1 protein-coding gene is annotated in these 2632 nt (G+C 76.2%); it reads left to right on the top strand.

Going from position 1 to position 2632, the window contains the following annotated elements:
- Nucleotides 1-2609, top strand: a 2609-nt coding sequence (locus ACFU99_RS40355) for an ABC transporter permease (protein WP_384402767.1), incomplete at its 5' end; no start/stop codon positions are given.
- Nucleotides 2610-2632 lie beyond the last annotated feature (23 nt).

The following is a 2632-nucleotide window of genomic DNA, read 5'->3' as shown; positions in this document are numbered from 1 at the left end:
CCATGCGTCAGAGGACCGATGCCCGCGCCCCCCGTACGCAGGCGCCGCGGGAACGGGGGAAGCGCACCCGCACCCCGTCCCTGCTCCGCACCGCCGCCCGCAGCCTGCGCTCCCACCGCCTGCGCTTCGCGCTGCCCGCCCTCGCCGTCCTGCTCGGCGTCGCGTTCGTCACCGGCTCCCTCATCTACAGCGACTCCGTCCGTACCGCCATGGCCCGCGCACACGCCGGCTCGCAGCCCGACGTGTCCGTCACCGTCAAGGCCGACGAGCCGACCGGGCCGGCCGATGGGGCCGGGTCCGGCTCCGCGCCCCGGCTCGACGACGCGCTGCTGCGCAAGCTCCGCGCGCTCCCCGGCGCCGCCGCCGCGCGCGGCACCGCCGAGGGCCGCTCCTTCCTCGTCGGCCCGGACGGCACCCTCGTCGGCGACCTTTACCGGGCCACGGGCGTCAACTACGCCCCCGACGCCACCGGCAAGGACCCCCGCTACCCCCTCACCGGGGGCCGCGGCCCCCGCACCGCCTCGGAGATCGCCGTCGACCGGGGTGCGGCCGAACGGGCCGGGCAGAAGGTGGGCGACACGGTGCGCGTCGTCGTCGGCGGCGCCGCCCGCAGCGTTCGGCTGGTCGGCGTCTTCACCGCGAAGGACAGCCGCACCGCCTCCGGCGCCACCCTCACCGCCTACGACACGACCACCGCGCAGCGGCAGTTCGCGGCCCCCGGCACGTACTCGGCGATCACCCTCACCGCCGCCGACGGCACCGCCGACACCCAGCTGGCAGAGCTGGCCCAGCGGAAGCTGCCCACCGGCCTGCGCGCCGTCACCGCCGCGGAACTGGACTCCGACTCCTCCGCCTCGGCTGCCGACAACGACAAGCTCACCACGCTGCTGCTGGGCTTCGCCGGCATCGCGCTGTTCGTCTCCACCTTCCTCGTCGCCAACACCTTCACCATGCTCAGCGCCGCCCGCGCCCGCGAACACGCCCTGCTGCGCGCCGTCGGCGCCACCCGCGCGTACGTCATGCGCCTCGTCCTCGCCGAGGCCGCGCTCGTCGGAACGGTCGCCGCGGCCGCCGGGTACGCGCTCGGCGTCGGCGTGGCCGCGCTGCTGAACACCCTGTTCGGCGTCGCCGACGGCCCGGCCGCCCCGCTGCGGCTGCTCACCCCGGCGCCGCTGCTCGCGGCGTTCGCCGTCGGCATCTGCGTCACCACGCTCTCCGCGTACCTTCCGGCCCGCCGCGCGGCCTCCGTGCCGCCCGTGGCGGCGCTGCGCACCAACGAACCGCCGGTCCCCGCCGCGCTGCGCCGCCGCAACCGGGCCGGCTGGGCGGTCACCGCCCTCGGCGCGCTGCTGACCTGGGCCGCCACCGGCGACGAGAACCTCCTCTTCCTCGCCGTGCCCGTCCTCCTCATCGGCCTGATCGTCCTGGCCCCGCTGCTCGCCCTGGGCGCCACCCGCCTGCTGCGCTCCCCGATGACGCGGCTCGCGGGCATCCGGGGCAAGCTGGCCGTCGAGAACGCCCGCCGCAACCCCCGCCGCACCGCGGCCACCGCCACCACCCTCATGGTCGGCCTCGCCATGGTCACCGCCGTCACCGTGGTCGTCTCCTCGGCGACCCGCGCGGACGAACGGGACGCCGACCGCGCCATGACCTCCGACCTGCGCATCACGGCCGTCGACTTCGCCGAGATCGGGCCGCACGTCGCCGACCGCGTCGCGAAACTGCCCGACGCCGCCGCCGTCACCCCGGTCATCCGCACCGAACTCACCATCCCCGGCGAGCGCGACACCCTCACGGCGACCGCCGTCAACCCCGCCACCGTGGCCCGGCTCGCGCCCATCGACATCCGCGAAGGCTCGCTGAAGGGCCTCGGCCACGGCATCGCCGTCACCGAGCAGACGGCCGACCTCCACGGCTGGCGGCTCGGCTCCCGCGTCCCCGCCACGGCCGCCGGCTCCACCGCCCGGACCACGCTGCCCGTCGTCGCGATCTACGACGCGCCGGACTCCTTCACCCCCGCCCTCATCTCCACCGCCGCCCTCCCGCACACCACCGACGCCGAGCACCGCCCCCACGTGGAATCCGTCCTCGTCGACGCCGCCCCCGGCCGCACCGCGGCCCTCCGCGACGCCATCCGGCGCACGCTCGACAACCCCGCGCTCCTCATCCAGGACCGCGCCGACGCCCGCCAGGCGGCGGCCGAACGGATGGCCCCGCTCCTGAACATCATGTACGGCCTGCTCAGCGTCACCGTCCTGATCGGCGCCCTCGGCGTCGTCAACACCATGGGCATGGCCGTCTCCGAACGCGTCCGCGAGATCGGCCTGCTGCGCGCCCTCGGCCTCGACCGCCGCAGCCTCGCCTCCGTCCTGCGCCTCGAATCCGTCGCCATCGCCCTGCTCGGAGCCGCCATGGGCCTCCTCTCCGGAATCTTCTTCGGCGCGGCGGCCGTCCTCAGCCAGGAGAGCGTCCCCCTCGCGCTGCCCTGGGACCGGATCGCCCTGTGCTTCGCCGCCACCGCCGCCATCGGCGTACTCGCCGCCCTGTGGCCGGGCCGCCGCGCGGCGCGCATCCCGCTGCTGGAGGCGATCGGCTCCGACACGGAGTAGGCGGAGGACGTGCGTACGGGCGC

Origin of the sequence: Streptomyces sp. NPDC057654, assembly GCF_042800135.1 — a bacterium.
In the GTDB taxonomy this organism is placed as follows: domain Bacteria; phylum Actinomycetota; class Actinomycetes; order Streptomycetales; family Streptomycetaceae; genus Streptomyces.
This window is presented reverse-complemented; position numbering and strand designations above follow the sequence as displayed.